The 14,621-nt window shown below is 70.3% G+C and carries 12 protein-coding genes; 9 read left to right on the top strand and 3 right to left on the bottom strand.

The genetic code is table 11. From position 1 onward, the window contains the following. The first annotated feature begins 251 nt into the window (after nucleotides 1-251). The gene (locus tag ACFY16_RS25405) at nucleotides 252-1,277 is read left to right on the top strand and encodes a LacI family DNA-binding transcriptional regulator (RefSeq protein ID WP_390649471.1); all 1,026 of its coding nucleotides are present in this window, start codon (nucleotides 252-254) and stop codon (nucleotides 1,275-1,277) included. A gap of 151 nt (nucleotides 1,278-1,428) precedes the next feature. Here the strand turns inward: ACFY16_RS25405 and ACFY16_RS25410 are convergent, their stop codons facing one another. Continuing rightward, nucleotides 1,429-2,484: a LacI family DNA-binding transcriptional regulator gene (locus ACFY16_RS25410; protein ID WP_390649472.1), complete on the bottom strand. Its 1,056-nt coding sequence runs from the start codon at nucleotides 2,482-2,484 to the stop codon at nucleotides 1,429-1,431. Nucleotides 2,485-2,801: 317 nt separating this feature from the next. On the opposite strand from ACFY16_RS25410, the gene ACFY16_RS25415 reads away from it, so the two are divergent. The 7 genes from ACFY16_RS25415 (at nucleotide 2,802) to ACFY16_RS25445 (ending at nucleotide 10,825) form a co-directional block, all read left to right on the top strand. Continuing rightward, nucleotides 2,802-4,100, top strand: a complete 1,299-nt coding sequence (locus tag ACFY16_RS25415; RefSeq protein WP_390649473.1) for an ABC transporter substrate-binding protein — start codon at nucleotides 2,802-2,804, stop codon at nucleotides 4,098-4,100. A 2-nt stretch (nucleotides 4,101-4,102) separates the two neighbouring features. Beyond that, nucleotides 4,103-5,053, top strand: a complete 951-nt coding sequence (locus ACFY16_RS25420; RefSeq protein ID WP_390649474.1) for a carbohydrate ABC transporter permease — start codon at nucleotides 4,103-4,105, stop codon at nucleotides 5,051-5,053. Continuing rightward, nucleotides 5,050-5,868 (top strand): carbohydrate ABC transporter permease, encoded by an 819-nt coding sequence (locus tag ACFY16_RS25425; RefSeq protein ID WP_390649475.1) that lies wholly within the window; start codon nucleotides 5,050-5,052, stop codon nucleotides 5,866-5,868. The genes ACFY16_RS25420 and ACFY16_RS25425 overlap by 4 nt, the downstream gene beginning before the upstream one ends. A 2-nt stretch (nucleotides 5,869-5,870) precedes the next feature. Continuing rightward, the gene (locus ACFY16_RS25430; RefSeq protein WP_390649476.1) at nucleotides 5,871-6,617 is read left to right on the top strand and encodes a ThuA domain-containing protein; all 747 of its coding nucleotides are present in this window, start codon (nucleotides 5,871-5,873) and stop codon (nucleotides 6,615-6,617) included. Continuing rightward, nucleotides 6,614-7,660, top strand: coding sequence for a Gfo/Idh/MocA family protein (locus ACFY16_RS25435; protein ID WP_390649477.1), 1,047 nt, complete (start codon nucleotides 6,614-6,616; stop codon nucleotides 7,658-7,660). The genes ACFY16_RS25430 and ACFY16_RS25435 overlap by 4 nt, the downstream gene beginning before the upstream one ends. Nucleotides 7,661-7,664: 4 nt before the next feature. Then, a complete protein-coding gene (locus ACFY16_RS25440; protein WP_390649478.1) occupies nucleotides 7,665-9,434 on the top strand; it encodes a glycoside hydrolase family 36 protein in 1,770 nt (589 codons plus the stop codon). Nucleotides 9,435-9,943: 509 nt separating this feature from the next. Next, on the top strand, nucleotides 9,944-10,825 hold the full coding sequence (locus ACFY16_RS25445) for a DMT family transporter (RefSeq protein WP_390649479.1): 882 nt from the start codon (nucleotides 9,944-9,946) through the stop codon (nucleotides 10,823-10,825). 585 nt (nucleotides 10,826-11,410) lie between these two features. Here the strand turns inward: ACFY16_RS25445 and ACFY16_RS25450 are convergent. Beyond that, entirely contained in the window at nucleotides 11,411-12,907 is a 1,497-nt protein-coding gene (locus tag ACFY16_RS25450) for an IMP dehydrogenase (RefSeq protein WP_390649480.1), read from the bottom strand. A gap of 189 nt (nucleotides 12,908-13,096) precedes the next feature. Between ACFY16_RS25450 and ACFY16_RS25455 the strand changes: the two genes are divergently transcribed. Then, the gene (locus tag ACFY16_RS25455; RefSeq protein WP_390649481.1) at nucleotides 13,097-13,654 is read left to right on the top strand and encodes an aldo/keto reductase; all 558 of its coding nucleotides are present in this window, start codon (nucleotides 13,097-13,099) and stop codon (nucleotides 13,652-13,654) included. 88 nt (nucleotides 13,655-13,742) lie between these two features. Here ACFY16_RS25455 and ACFY16_RS25460 read toward each other — a convergent pair whose 3' ends face one another. Continuing rightward, a complete protein-coding gene (locus ACFY16_RS25460) occupies nucleotides 13,743-14,438 on the bottom strand; it encodes a DUF899 domain-containing protein (protein WP_390649505.1) in 696 nt (231 codons plus the stop codon). Nucleotides 14,439-14,621 lie beyond the last annotated feature (183 nt).

Genomic DNA, 14,621 nt, shown 5'->3' on the forward strand with positions numbered 1-14,621 from the left:
GAACGAGGGTCGGCGGATCCAGAGAGCAGAGAGTGGAGCTGGAGAGCCGGGGTCGGAGAGCTGTGGGCGAACCGTGCGAGGGCTGAGGGGAGCCCGGGAGGCGGTGCGGTGCGATCTCTTGCGCAAGCTTTCGCAACTTCCGTGACTCGCCGTAACGTAGGAGAAACATCGGATGTCGTCAAGGCTTCGCGTCTGATGTTTCCGGGCTGCTCTGGTGTCTGAACTCGACCACGAACAAGGGGAGTTATCCATTGACCAAGCGAAAGACGCTGGCGGCGATCGCCGACGAGGCGGGGGTCTCCATGCCGACGGTCTCCAAGGTTCTGCATGGGAGATCGGATGTATCGGCGGACACTCGGGAACGGGTGGGGCGTCTGCTGAGGCGGTACGGCTATCCGCAGCCGGGCCGCGGCCACCGTCCGCCGGGCGGCGGGCAGATCGAGTTCGTCATCAACGAACTCGACAACCCGTGGGCCGCCGAACTGATCCGGGGTGCCGAGGCCGCGCTGCGTCCCGAGGGCATCGGGCTCGTCGTCAGCGCGGTCCACAAGGATCAGGAGCAGGCCGAGCAGTGGGGCAGGGCGCTGCGCGAACGCGGCTCGATGGGGGCGATCCTCGTGCTCTCCGAACTCTCGGCGGCGCGCGAGGCCGACCTGCGCGACCACGGCATCCCGTTCGTGATCGTGCAGCCGTCCACCGACGCCCGCGCCGACGCGCCGTCCGTGGGCTCCACGAACTGGCACGGCGCCTACGCCGCCACCTGCCATCTGGCCGGCCTCGGACACCGCCGCATCGCCGCGCTCATGGGTCCGGCCCACCGGCACTCGCCCCGCACCCGGCTGCACGGCTACCGCGCCGCCCTGGAGGACGCGGGTCTGCCGTTCGACCCGGACCTCGTGCGGCACGGGACGTACGAGCGGGAGCCCGCGCGGTCCCTCATGCACGAGCTGCTGGACCTCGCACAGCCGCCGACGGCCGTCTTCGCGGGCAACGACATGCAGGCGCTCGGGGTCTACCGCGCGCTGCGGGAACGGGAGTTGAGCGTGCCGGACGACATGAGCGTGGTGGGCTTCGACGATCTGCCGTTCGGCCAGTGGATCACGCCGGAGCTGACCACAGTGCGTCAGCCGCTGGACGAGATGGCCGCCGTCGCCGCCCGCATGGTGGTGCGGCTCGCACGCGGCGAACAGCCCGAGTCGGTGAACCTGGAGCTGCCGACCACGCTGGTGGTGCGCGAGAGCACCGGACCCGCACCGGTGGCGCCGCCGTCACGGTGACCCCGCCGCGATGACGGACGCGGTGGTCGACGTACTCGATGGCCCGGTTCCGGGCCATGCGGGGTGACGTGTCGGTCATGCGGGACCTCCTGCCTGTGCGCAAGGTTCGCGCAACCAGCTGAGTGAGAGGGAACGCAGGATGTGGGGAGGGTCAGCTCGAGGCGCGCACCACCAGTCGCGGCACGATCACCGTCTCGGCCGGCTCCTTTCCGGACAGCAGCGCGTCGAGCTGTCGCACGGCGGCCCGGCCCAGATGGCGCTTGTCGACGTGCAGGGTGGTCAGGGGCGGATCGACCAGCTCGCCGAGCGTGAGCCCGTCGCATCCCACGAACGCGCAGTCGTCCGGCACGGACCGGCCGAGGTACCGTGCCCGGCGCATCGCCCCGATCCCGATCAGGTCGTTGTACGCGAGGACGGCGGTGACCTCGGGACGTGTCTCCATCAGGAGATCCATCCCGTGGGCCCCGCCCTGAAGAGAGTTGACGCAGGGCACGACCCAGCTCTCCTGCGCCTCCAGCCCGTACTCCCGGGCCACCTCCAGGAAAAGCGCGTGGCGGCTGCCCGCGGAGCCCGCGTCGGGACGGGCGCCGTCGTCGAACATCGCGAGATGCCGGTGCCCACGCTCGATGAGATGGCCCATCGCCTGCCGGATGCCCGATGCGAAGTCGATGCGCACCCCGCCCGCGGCCGCCTGCCGCCGGTCGTGGTGGTCGAGCAGGACGACCGGGATGCCCGCCTCGCGCACCTGGTCGACGGCGTGTTCGTCGAGGAGGAACGCGACGCAGGCGTCGACGTGTTCGGTGATAGCACGGGTCACGGCCATCTCCCGTTCGAGGGCGGCCCCGGTGCTGTACACGGCGACCTGCCAGCCCCGTTCGTCCGCGGCATCCATGACGCCGGCGACCACTTCGGGGAAGAACGGGTTCAGCACGTCGGCGATGACCAGACCCACGGTGGTGACGCCCCGGCTGACCAGTCCGCGGGCGAACCGGCTGGGCCGGTAGCCCATCGCGCGGGCGACGGCGAGCACCCGGTCGCGGGTCGAGGGGTCGATCTCGGGCTTGTCGTTGATGGCGCGTGACACGGTCTGCCGGGACACGCCGGCGGACCGGGCCACATCGTCGATGGTGGCGGGTCGGGAGCGGCCGGCCGGTGGATCCTCAGGGCCGTCCTGTGCGGGGGCCGTGGGCCCAGGGGGTGCGGACACCGGGTCCGTCTCCTTGTCTGTTCGGGTGCTGTCGACTCTGGCCGGGCGCTGCCGGCAGTGCGGCGCGCCGCGTCACGTGAGCGCTCACGGCCATGATGGGCAGGCCGACGAAACAGTGTCAACGGGCGCAGCCGTACGGCCGAAGGCACGGCAAGCAGCTGCCAAATTCCTTTTCTGTCCGACGGGTTGACGTGACGACGGCTCGCGCCGATGGTTCTCCGTGAGCGTTCACGGGAGCGCTCACATCGTTGTGGCGGTGCGTTGTGCGTCCGTACCCGGCCGACCCCCGCCGTCACCTTCCGTCGAAGGAATCCGCGATGCACACACCCCGCAGGGCCGTCCTCACCACTGCCGCGGCTGCCCTTGCCCTCTCGCTCACCGCGTGCTCGGTGGACGAGGGGACGGGCACGTCCGACTCGGCAGGCAAGGGCAAGCAGCAGATCACCTTCCTGACCTTCGAGACGCCCAACCTGACGCCGGAGTACTGGAACGCGGCGATCAAGCGGGTCGAGGAGAAGTACCCGGACATCACGGTGAAGAAGCTGGTCGCGCCGACCACCGACCGCACCGCCTACGCCAAGCAGCTGCTCGCGTCCGGGCAGTTCCCGGACGTCATGATCGCCGTGGCCCCCACCGGTCTCGGCGACGCGGGGAACCTGTACGCGTGGCAGCCGGACGAGCTCAAGGACTTCCAGGTGCCCGACGGGGGCGCCATCGACGGCAAGGTCTACCAGCTGCCCGCCAACACCCAGTCGATCCCGGCCGTCTACTACCGCAAGTCCATGTTCGAGAAGGCGGGGATCACCGCACCCCCGAAGACGTACACCGAACTCCTCGACGCGTCCGCCAAGCTGAAGGCGAAGGCGATCCAGCCGTTCGTCGTCGGAGGAGGCAAGGACGGCTTTCCCACCGTGCTGCCGCTCACCGGCACCGTCGCCACCGACGTGTACAAGAAGGACCCCGACTGGATGGTCCACCGCCGCGCCGGCAAGGTGAAGTTCGCCGACGCCGACTTCGTCGGTGCGCTGACGAAGGTGCAGCAGCTGGCCCGGAGCGGCTACATCGACAAGAAGATGGTCTCGCTCGACTACGCCGCCACCGAACAGGCCTTCCTCAAGGGCAAGGGTGCGATGTACCCGATGGGCTGCTGGTTCGCCGCGGCCGGTGACAAGAGCGCCATCAAGAACGACATCGGCGTCTTCGACTGGCCCACGGACGACGGCTCGCAGCTCGCCTCCGGGTACACCGGCGGCGGCCTGTCCGTGAACGCCCACTCCAAGCACCTGGACGCCGCGAAGAAGTTCGCCCTCGCCTTCCAGCTGGACAAGTCCAACCTCGACAACTCCGTGCGCTCCGACGCGCTGTTCCCCGCCATCAAGGGCTACACCCCGCCCTCCGACACCGGCCCGGTCTTCAAGGAGACGTACGACCTGTGGCGCAAGGCGAGCGAGCAGCAGGCCACCGTGAAGGCGTTCGCCTGGGAGACCGGTGGTGACGCGTTGCTGCCGGGCCTCGATGCGAAGGTGCACGCCGCCACCCAGGACGTGATCATCGGCCGCAAGACGCCCAAGGAGGCGGCCGAGTTCCTGGACACCGAGTGGGACAAGGCCTCCTGACCATGGCCACCGATGTCCCGGTCCGTCCCGCCGCGCCGCCGAAGGCCGCCCCGGGGACCGTCGACCGCGGTCGGGGACGCCGACTGCGCTCCCGCGCGGGCAGGTTCGCCGTCTTCGGTGCGCCCGGTCTGCTGGTCTACGCCTGCTTCGTGCTCGCACCGGTCCTGATCAGCGTGGCGTACAGCCTCACCAACTATAACCCGTTCGGCCCGCCCACCGAGTTCGTCGGCCTGCGCAACTTCCGACTCCTGTTTCACGACGAGGAGTTCCTCACCTCACTGAAGGTCACCGTGCAGCTCACCGTGATCCTCGTGATCGTGCCGAACGTCGCGGGGCTCGGCATCGCGCTGCTGCTCGACCGCAAGGGCTGGTTCTACAACGCCTGGCGGGCCGTGTTCTTCGTGCCCGTCGTACTCAGCTCGGTCGTCGTCTCCCTCGTGTGGACCCGGCTGCTCGCCGACGACGGCGTCGTCAACCAGGCCCTCGGCCGGGTCGGTGTCGACCCCGTCGGCTGGCTCTCCGACCCCGACCTGGCCCTGTACTCCCTCGCCCTGATCATGTCCTGGCAGATGCTCGGCTTCTGCGTCGTGGTGTATCTGGCCGGCCTGCAGTCCGTGCCCGGCGAACTCCTGGAAGCCGCCGCCATCGACGGGGCGGGCGTGCTCGCCCGCTTCCGCCACGTCACCTGGCCGCTGTTGGCCCCCGCCCTCACCATCAACACCGTCGTCCTGCTCATCACCGCCTTCAAGGCATACGACCACATCCAGGTCATCACGAACGGAGGCCCCGGCTCGGGGACCACCGCCACCGTCGCGTTCGTCATCCTGCAGACCGGCTTCACCGCCAACCGGCAGGGCTACGCCAGCGCCATGGCGCTCGTCATGCTCGTCATCGTCGCGAGCGCGGCGGCCCTCGCGCTCAAGCTGCTCCAGCGCAGGGAGGTCGACCTGTGAGAAGTACCCTGCGCCCGCTGGCCGTCACGGTCCTCGGCGCCGCCTTCGCCGTCCCCCTCTACGTCGTTGTCGCCAACGCCTTCAAGACGGGCGCGGACATCGCCCCGCACCCCGCGAGCCTTCCCCTCCCGCCCACCCTGGACAACCTGACGGCCGTCCTGACCCGGCCCGACCACCTGTTCTGGGTCTCCCTCACCAACAGCCTGATCATCACCACGCTGTCCGTGGCCGTCCTCACCGTGCTCTCCGCGATGCTCGGCCACTACCTGGCCCGGACCGACTCGCGCTGGGGCCGCTTGGCCACCCTCGTCCTGCTGTCGGGCCTGATGATCCCGCCGCAGGTGATCCTGCTTCCGATCACCCGGGTGCTGCGCACTTTCGACCTGATGGCCACCGTGCAGGGCCTCGTTCTGTTCAACGTCGGCTACTACGTGCCCTTCGGGGTGTTCGTCTTCGCCGGTTTCGTCAAGGGCGTCCCGGTGGAGCTGGAGCAGGCCGCGGCGATCGACGGGGCCGGCTGGTTCCGCACATTCTGGCAGGTCGTCTTCCCGCTGCTCAGGCCCGCCACCGCCAGCTGCGTCATCTTTTTCGGCGTCTGGATCTGGAACGACTTCCTCAACCCGCTGATCATCCTCGGACCAGGGTCCGGCACCACCGTGACCACCGGCATCTACCGCGCCATCGGCCAGTACCAGGCCGACTTCGGCACCGTCTTCGGGCTCATGTTCCTCGCCACGCTACCCGTCCTCGTGCTCTACCTCGCGCTGCAGAAGCAGTTCGTGAAGGGGCTGACCGGCGGGGCCACGAAGGGATGACCATGCACACCCCGCCAGCCGCACCGGCGAACGTCGTCGTCTTCAACGAGAACCATCACGAATCCACCCGCCCCGAGATCCGCGCCCACTATCCGCGCGGCATCCACGGCACCCTCGCCGCCGCCCTCACCCGGCACCTGGACCCGGCCGTCCTCACCGTCCGCACCACCACCCAGGACGCCCCCGACCACCCGGAGGTCCTGCTCACCGCCGACGTCCTGGTGTGGTGGGGGCATCTGCGCCACGACGACGTCGACGACGCCCTCGTGGAGCACCTGCGCGAGCGCGTCCTCGGCGGGATGGGCCTGGTCGTGCTGCACTCCGGCGCGGGCTCCCGGCTCTTCCGCGCCCTGCTCGGCACCACCTGTGCCGTGCGCTGGCGCCACGGCGACGACCGCCAACTGGTGTGGACCGTCAAACCGGGACACCCGATCGCCGCCGGCGTCCCCCAGCCGCTCGTCATCGACGGCGACGAGATGTACGGCGAACCCTTCGACATCCCCGAACCCGACGAGCTGGTCTTCATCTCCTCCTTCACCGGCGGCGAGGTGTTCCGCAGCGGCGCCTGCTTCACCCGCGGCGCGGGCCGCGTCTTCTACTTCAGCCCCGGAGACCAGGAAGCACCGGTCTACGAGCAGGAAGGCGTCCAACGCGTCATCGCCAACGCCGTGCGCTGGGCCGCGCCCACCACACCGGTCGGGCCCGCACCCGCCAACGCCCAGTCCCCGGTGGGCTGGTGGCGCGCATGACCACGACCACCTTCGCCACCCTTGCCCACGACCGGCCCCTGCGCGCGGCCATCGCCGGGGCGGGCTTCATGGGCGGGCACTGGGCGCGGATCCTGGCGGACGACCCGCGCGTCACGATCGCCGGATGGGCCGACACCGACGAGCCGCGCGCCCGTGCCCAGGCCCGCGCCAACGGGCTGCGTGACATCGTGACCGGAGCTTCACTGCCGGATGTCCTGGACCGCGTTCGCCCCGACATGCTGGTCAACTGCACGGTTCCGGAAGCCCACATGGCCACCACGCTCGCCGCACTCGAACGGGGCCTGCCGGTGCTGTCCGAGAAGCCGATGGCGGCGGACCTGGACCAGGCACGCCGCCTGGTCGCCGCCGCGGACGACGCGGGCCAGCTGCTGATGGTCAGTCAGAACAGGCGATACCTCCCAGGACTGACCGCCCTGCGCGACGCCGCCGCCCACCTCGGCGAGCTCTCCCTGGTCACCACAGACCTGTTCCTGCCCCACCACCCGCCCCCGTACGTGCTCGCCCAGCCACGCCCCCTGCTCCAGGAGATGGCCGTCCACCTCTACGACGCGGCGCGCGCCCTGACCGGCGCCGAACCGGAGGAGGTGCGGCACGCCGACTCGTACCGCACCCCGTGGAGCTGGTTCGAGGGCGACGACTCCCTCACCGCCCACATCCGCATGTCCGGCGCGCTGCGCTACACCTTCACCGGGTGCTGGAGCTCCGACGGCCGCACCACGTCCTGGAACGGCGACTGGCAGGTGATCGGCGCCCTGGGCACGGCCCACTGGGACGGCGAGCACAGCCCCGTTCTCGCCCTGGCCGGAGAGCCGCCCCGGCCGATCGAACACCTGCCGTCCGACGCCGAGTTCCCGGGCCTCGCCGAGGCGCTCGACGACTTCCTCACCGCCCTGCACACCGGCACGGCCCCCCAGGGCGAGTGCCACGACAACCTGCGCAGCCTCGCCATGGTGGACGCGACGCTGCGGTCCGCGATCACCGGACGCCCCACCCCCGTGACCCTCGAACCCTCAGGAGTCTGACCCCGTGACCACCAGTGCGGTGACCACCGCCGAGCGCCCGCCCGCGGCCACCACCCCCCTTCTGGACGACGTCGCCCTCGCGGTCCTCGCCGACGGCAGGCCCGTACGCCACCAGGTACGGCAACAGCCCGACGGCGTGCTCGCCCTGTCCGTGACCGCACCCGCGGGCACGGCCCTGGAGATCCGGCTCACGGTCCCCCTGCGTGACGCCGTCGGCTACTGGCATCCCACCTGCGGCTGGGCGCGCACCCTGCCGCCCGACTGGTCCGCCCCCGTGACCACCTCCCTCGTCTGGGGCGCACCCGCCGGCTGCCTCTACGCATCCGACGGCGCGACCCTGCTCGCCTTCGCCGCCCAGGACCCGGTCACCCCCGTCCGACTGGTGCACGGCGTCTCCGAGGCCGGCAAACGCTTCGTCGTCCACCTCGAACTGACCGCGCCCACCGGCCCGTACACCCTGTTCTTCGCACCACGCGCACCCAGCCCCGCCACCGCCCTGCGCCGCCTGCGCGCCCGGCTCACCGCCACCGCCGCGCAGCCGCCGCTCGGCCTGCCCCCGGCGGGCCGCGGCCCCGCCTACTCCACCTGGTACGCGCTCGGGCAGGACGTCACCGCCGACGCCGTCGCCCACGAGGCGCGGCTCGCGGCCCGGCTCGGCTGCGAACTGCTCATCCTCGACGACGGCTGGCAGCGCGGCGGACGCAGCCGCGGCTACGCCTGGGCGGGGGACTGGCAGGTCGACCCGGAGAAGTTCCCCGACCTGGCCGCACACGTAGCCGAGGTGCGCGGCCTCGGCATGGCGTACATCGCCTGGGTGGCCCCCCTGCTGGCCGGACCCGACTCGCCCCTGTGGCGCGAACTGGCCCCGCTCGCCGTGCTGCCCAGCCCCACCGCGCCCGGCGCCCACGTACTCGACCCCCGCGACCCCCGGGTGCGCGCCCACGTGGTCGCCACCTGCGCGCGGCTCGTCGGCGACCACGGACTCGACGGCCTCAAACTCGACTTCCTCGACGAGGCCATGGTCTACGCCGCCGACGGGCGTGGCGACGTCAGCGCCGCCATGGACCTGCTGCTCGGCGAGATCCGCGACGCCCTCACCCCGCTGTGCCGCGCCACGCCCCTCATCGAGCTGCGCCAGCCCTACCTCGGGCACGGCATGGCCGCGTACGGGAATCTGCTGCGGGCCACCGACTGCCCGGCCGACGCCGTCGCCAACCGCGTCCGCACCGTGGACGCCGGGCTGCTGTGCTCGGGCGGCGCCGTCCACTCCGACATGCTGATGTGGGACCCGGACCACACTCCACAGGCCGCCCTGCGCCAACTCCTCGCCGTCCTCCACGCCACACCACAACTCTCCTGCAAACTCGGCGAGTTGAGGGAAACCCACTACAAGGCACTGGAGTTCTGGCTGGCGCAGTGGGCAAGGCTGCGGCCGCTGCTCGTCGAGGGTGAGCTCGAACCGGGACGGCCCGACGAGCTGTACCCCCTGGTGCGGGCCGCGAAAGCGCAGCGCGAGGCCATCGTCGTGCACGCCGAGCGGACCGTGCCGCTGGACCTGACCCGACGCCGCACCGTCGACATCGTCAACGCCACCGCCGCCGACGCGCTCGTCCTCGATCTGGCCGACGGAGGACGGTACGACGTGCGGTGCACGGCGTACGACGTGACCGGCGAGGCGGTGGGCGAGCAGGTCCTCGACATCGCCGGCGGCGGCCCGGTGAAGTTGTCCGTGCCGCCCTCCGGGTTGCTGTCGCTGCGGGTGCGACGGCCATGAACGGGTCGGGAGCAGGCCGGGGTGCAGGGGTTCCCCTCTCTGCCGTGTAAGGGCTTCCCCTCCGCCTCGGGTCCGGCTCCGCCTGTGGAGGACGGTCAACTTCTGCTTGCGGGACAGTTCCCGCTGGGCCTTCTGGGCTCGGCGAGCACCGCTTGGAGCATCAGGGCATTGACGTACACCGGCTGCGCCGGTGAACGCGTGTCCCTGCCTGCCAATCGCCCGCACAAAGCCACCGGCAGGGAGCTGAATGTACGTGTCGCGTATGCCTTCACCGTGCGGGACGAGAGTATTGTCCGCTTCGAGTAGTTCGTCGACTGGGTCTCCGTCCTGGCAGCCGCCGACAGCGTCGGCGGATGACAGCAACAGCTGAACCGCGCCGCATTCGGCCGACGGCGCCCGGCGCGACGGCCCCGGCACGATCGAGGAGCCGCTGTCGCGGCGCGGGCGGCCGGTCCCGGGGTTTCCCGTCTGCTGCGGTGCTGCGGCCGCCGAAGCGCATCGGAGTCGCCGTGATCGCTCTGTCCGTGCTGTGCGCTGTGCTCGCCGCCGCCAGCAACGCCACCGGGACGGTGCTGCAGCGCCGGGCGGCCATGGATGCCCCGGCATCCGACGCGCTCAGGCCGCGCCTGCTGCTGGATCTGGCCCGCCACCCGGTCTGGCTGGGCGGCATCCTCGGGGTGGTGTTTGCCGCGATCTTCCAGGCTCTGGCTTTGGCCTTCGGCCCGCTGGCCCTGGTCCAGCCGGTCTTCGTCCTGGAGCTGCCCTTCGCTCTGCTGATCGCGGTGCCTGTGTTGCACCGCACCCTGCCGTCGGAGGGCTGGCGGGCGATCGTGGCCATGGTCGCCGGGCTCGCCCTGGCGCTGGCTGTCGCCGCCCCCCACGGTGGCATCCCGCGGCCGTCGTGGGTCCGGCTGGTCCCGGCGGTGGTCGGCTGCGCCGGAGCGATGGCCCTGCTGGTGGCGGCTGCCCGGGGGCGTCCGTTCGGGGCGGCGCGGGCGGTCTGCCTCGCGGCGGCCTCGGCCATCGGCAACGCGCTGGCCGCCACGCTGATGAAGGTTTCGATGGATGTCCTCAGCCACTCCGGGGTGACGGGCTTCCTGACGGCCTGGCAGACCTATGGCTTCGCCGTCGCGGGCATCATCGCGGTCTTCCTTCTGGAGAACGCCATGCAGGCCGGCCCGCTGCCGGCCTCGCAGCCGGCCCTGACCCTCGGGGATGCGCTGGTGAGCCTGCTTCTCGGGCTCACCGTCTTCGGGGAACACATTCGCTCCGGCTGGTGGCTGCTGCCGGCCCTGGCCGGTGTCGTGCTCATCGCCGTCGGCTCCGTCCGGCTCTCCCGGCTGAATCTGCTGCGCGCCGGCTCCGGCGGACCCCCGGCCCCGGCCCCGTAGCCGAGCAACGGCGGGAGTGGCGACTGCACGGTCCCGGGCCGGCCCCTCAGCTCCCCAACGGCGGGTCCTGCTCGCGGTGGTCGGGGTACAGGGGGTGGACTCCACATTCCTGAACCGGGCCCGCTGGAACATGTCGCGCAGGGCGTAGGGCCTGGTGGCGTCGTAGCGTAGCGAGGCGCGGAGCCCGGTGACCGCATCGAGCCGGCACAGCACGCCGATGCAGAAATGGCCGGGCAGCTACTGAGTGGTATGAGCAGCCGTTGTTGCAGGTCGACGAGGTGGATCAGCGCGGTGTCCAGACCGAGAGCCGAAGCGCACCGGTTCGCCAGGGTGGGCAGTTCGAGCGGCAGAGCTGTCTGCGCCTCGATGATCAGCTCTTCGAGCCGGCTTTCGTCGACGGCAGCGTCGGAACCGGCGGACGCGTGCGGTGGGTCGGACACGGAGAATCGCCGGGCCGATATGGGGCTTCCGACGCTGTCCGCCTCGATGCGCAGGCTGCCCCTGGTGAGGGCTTTGACCACTGGCGGGAGGGGGTTATTCCGACTGTGCGCGATTCCCCTCCAGCCGGTGGCTCTTGGCAGCCTCTCAGGCGATGGTCGCCGGTGTGTCCCGCAGGGTGACGTTTGCGTGGCTCTCCTGGAAGCTCTGGTCGGATACCAGGGTCAGCCGAGCCGTGGACTGGAACTCCGGAAGAGTGACGGAGCCGCAGGAGACCATCGTGGTCTTGAGCTTGGCGATGGTAAGGGCGAGCCCTTCGTTCAGGTCGCCGGCGTAGGGAACGTAGCCGTCGACGCCCTCCTCGAAGATCAGACCCTGGCTGCCCTGTCCGTAGCGCTGCCAGTTGCGGGCCCGGTTTGATCCCTCGCCCCAGTACTCCTTCACGAAGCCGTCCCGGGTGGGGAGCTTCGCGCCGGCCGCCTGGTCGAAACGGGCGAAGTAACGCCCCATCATGACGAAGTCGGCTCCCATCGCCAGCGCCAAAGCCACGTGGTAGTCATGCACCAGGCCGCCGTCGGAGCAGATCGGCACATACTCGCCGGTGCGCTCGCGGAAGGCGTCCCTGGCCGCGGCGACGTCCAGGACGGCGCTGGCCTGTCCGCGCCCGATGCCCTTCTGATCGCGGGTGATGCAGATGGAGCCGCCGCCCACGCCGACCTTGACGAAGTCCGCACCGGCCTCGGCGAGGAAAGTGAACGCCTCACCGTCGACCACGTTGCCGCCGCCGACCGGGATCTCCGGATAGTGCTTCTTCACCCACGTCAGCGCCTGCGCCTGCCAGTCGCTGTAGCCGTCGGAGGAGTCGAAGCACAAGGCGTCCGCGCCCGCCTCCAGCAGGGCGGGGACGCGCTCTTGGTAGTCGTGGGTGTTGACGCCCGCGCCCACGCGCAGGCGCTTGGCGGCGTCCACGGCCTGGTTCGGGAAGCGCTTGTTGTCCGCGTAGTCGGACCGGAACACCAGATACTGCAGGTGGCCCTCTGCGCCCAGCACGGGAAGGCAGTCCAGCCGCTCGTCCCACAGTCGCGCGTTGGCCTCGGAGAGCGTGGTGTCGGCCCCGGCATGGGGCAGGTCGGCGATGGTGGTCATCCGACCGCCCACCGGTCCGTCGAGGTCGTGGCGCTGGGGGTGGAAGTCCCGGGAGGTCACCAGGCCGAGCAGGCGGCCGGTGGCGGTGCCGTCATGCGTGACCGCGGCGGTGCTGTGACCGGTGCGTTGCATGACGGCGACCAGGTGGCTCAGGCTGTCGTCCGGGCGGACGTTGGTGTCGCTGGTGACGAACCCGGCCTTGAAGTTCTTCACCTGGCGCACGGCTGAGGCCTGGTCCTGGATCGACTGGTTGTGGTGCAGGAAACTCAGACCGCCGTTACGCGCGAGCGCGATCGCGAGTTCCGGTGTGCTGACGGCCTGCATGATCGCGGACGTGAACGGGGAGCCGAGTTCGATCGCCGACTGCTCGCCCACGAGGTGCCGCACCAGGGGCGTGCGCAGGTCGACCGTCGCGGGCGAGCAGTCGGTCCGGGTCCGGTTCGGCAAGAGCAGAAACTCGTTGAACGTCCGTGAAACCTCGGCGATGATCTGTGCCACTCGTTCCTCCTGACCCGTCGGCCGGGCCCGACTGCCCCGCCACGAAGATCGCCCCCGTGTCCCAGGGCCCAGGCAGGCAGGGGTCGGCTAGGCAGCCGTGGAGGTGCCACAAACTGCGGCAGAGCCCTGACCGGCCCATGGATCGAACGGGTGCGGTCGTGACCTGGCACCCTATCGATTGCCCGGCCGTTGCACGAATCGTGGCCCTCATCGGCGATCGCCACCGGACGGTTCCTTCAGGTCCTCGGCCCGCACCGCGAGGTACTCGGCCCAGTCGCGTCTGGCGTAGGTGGGGCCGACATACGTGGCCTGGTCGAGGCCAACCTCGAGAGCCCGGCCGTGGACCGCCTCGACCTGCTCTACCTGCGCATCGGCCTCATGAAACCCCCGCACGGAGAGTCCCTCGACGCTCGCTTCGAGGTGTTCGCGGCACTGCGCGAGGAGGGCCTGAGCCGCCATCTCGGCCTGGGCAACGTCGACGCCGACCACCTCGCGGAGGCCCGCGCCATCGCATCCGTCGTGGCCGTGCAGCACCAGTACACGCCGATCAGCGCGACGACGCCGACCTCCTCGCCGCCTGCGAGGAGCTGGGCATTGCCTTCGTGCCCCGGTCGAGTGGTGGCGGGGGAGATGGTCCTTCGCTTCCATGAGTTGCCGAGAGAGTTGGCCTTTGCTGAAGTCCTTGGGTTTGCAGAAGTCGCAGCGCCGCCGGGCATGTGGTGCGGGCACTGCTCCAAGGGCGAGTAGGTGCACAAGCCGTGCCCCAGGTCGTAGTGCCGCCACGGCTCGGCGGCAGCTGCCGCGCCCGATTCGACTCGACCGTGATGCAGGTCGTTCAGGCGTCGCCGGAGCCCGGGCCGTAGAGCGCAGCGATGTCTTCGGATGCTGCCCACCGGCTGTATGTGGGTGACTGAGGCCAGCCCTTGGGTGAGTCCTGCCATTCCTCCTGTCGTCCGAACGGCAGGACGTCGATCAGCGCGAAGGTGTGACTGAGCTGCTCGGTACCCCGGCCGTTGGTGTGCCAGGTGCGATAGACGATGTCGCCGTCGCGCAGGAATACGTTGACCGCGAATCCTCCGTCGGGCGGTGCGCCGACATCGGCGCCGAACGAGCTGTTGGCAGTCGAGTACCACGTCATCTGGTTGCCAACCCGCTGTTTGTAGGCGAGTGCCTCTTTGATCGGGCCCTGGGTGACGATGACGAATCGCGCATCGTAGTTGTCCAGGAACGCCAGGCGGGTGTACTGCGAGGTGAACCCCGTGCAGCCCGGGCACTGCCATTCCTTGCCGGCGAACCACATGTGGTTGTAGACGATCAGCTGCCTCTTGCCTTCGAAGACGTCCGCCAGCCGAACGGGGCCGTCCTCGCCTTCCAGGGTGTAGTCGGGCATCTCGACCATGGGCAGGCGACGACGCTCGGCGGCGATGGCGTCAAGTTCCCGCGTCGCGGCCTTCTCCCGGGCACGCAGAGCCTGGAGCTGGCGCTCCCACGTTGCGGCGTCGACGACGGGTGGTAGTGCGTAGGCGGTCATGGTCCCCTCACAGAGCTCGTGCGCAGCTTTCGCTTGTGCAGAGGTAGACCCCACCGGGTCCCGGAATTCATCGGTCGCCACGGGGGGAATGCGGCTGAGACCTTCGGTCGCCCTTGATCGGCCATTCCGACTCTTGGCTGAGCTGGTCACCGGGCGGCCCTCCTGTGTGGCACCCGGTCAGCT

The organism is Streptomyces sp. NPDC001315, from assembly GCF_042896175.1.
In the GTDB taxonomy this organism is placed as follows: Bacteria; Actinomycetota; Actinomycetes; order Streptomycetales; family Streptomycetaceae; genus Streptomyces.

What these genes read in the sequence shown, in the direction of transcription:
- ACFY16_RS25460 (WP_390649505.1), bottom strand. Translation starts at nt 14,438, where the DNA reads ATGACCGCCTACGCACTACCACCCGTCGTCGACGCCGCAACGTGGGAG.
- ACFY16_RS25430 (WP_390649476.1), top strand. Translation starts at nt 5,871, where the DNA reads ATGCACACCCCGCCAGCCGCACCGGCGAACGTCGTCGTCTTCAACGAG.
- ACFY16_RS25435 (WP_390649477.1), top strand. Translation starts at nt 6,614, where the DNA reads ATGACCACGACCACCTTCGCCACCCTTGCCCACGACCGGCCCCTGCGC.
- ACFY16_RS25420 (WP_390649474.1), top strand. Translation starts at nt 4,103, where the DNA reads ATGGCCACCGATGTCCCGGTCCGTCCCGCCGCGCCGCCGAAGGCCGCC.
- ACFY16_RS25415 (WP_390649473.1), top strand. Translation starts at nt 2,802, where the DNA reads ATGCACACACCCCGCAGGGCCGTCCTCACCACTGCCGCGGCTGCCCTT.